The organism is Mycobacterium sp. 2YAF39, from assembly GCF_052114565.1.
Classification (GTDB): Bacteria; Actinomycetota; Actinomycetes; order Mycobacteriales; family Mycobacteriaceae; genus Mycobacterium.
The window spans coordinates 1-453 of record NZ_JBFREZ010000047.1 but is presented as its reverse complement, the minus strand read 5'-3'; the positions used below and the strand labels follow the sequence as shown (position 1 = coordinate 453).

Genomic DNA, 453 nt, shown 5'->3' with positions numbered 1-453 from the left:
GCACAAGACCCCGGCCGTCTTCGTGCCGCATTCGGGCGGCATCTTCGCGCTGCAGGCCTTCAACGAGCAGGAGAAGTTCCTGGTCATGGCCTACTCGAGCGTGCCGCGCATCACCGATGCCGGCAACAAGCTGACCATCCGCATCCCGCCGGCCTATACCGGCTATATCGAGCCGTTTATCAAGGCCCAGATGAAGCGCTACGGCAAGAACGTGGCACTGGTGCCGGCCGACCATGACTACGCCAAGGCATGGGTGCAGGCCTTCGTGCCGGCCTGGGAAGGCGCCGGCGACAAGATCGTGGGCAACAACCCGATGTCGTACACCAAGGCGACCGACTTCTACACCGGCGTGTCGCGCGCAATCGCCGAGAAGCCGGACGTGATGTTCGTGGGCGGCCCCTCGGAGCCGACCGCGCTGGTCGTCAAGCAGGCGCGCGAGCTGGGCTTCAAGGG

At 65.3% G+C, this 453-nt stretch carries 1 protein-coding gene; it reads left to right on the top strand.

Features of this window, described 5'->3' with window-relative positions:
* Window positions 1-453, top strand: a 453-nt coding sequence (locus tag AB4Z42_RS28405; RefSeq protein ID WP_442012582.1) for an ABC transporter substrate-binding protein, incomplete at both ends; no start/stop codon positions are given.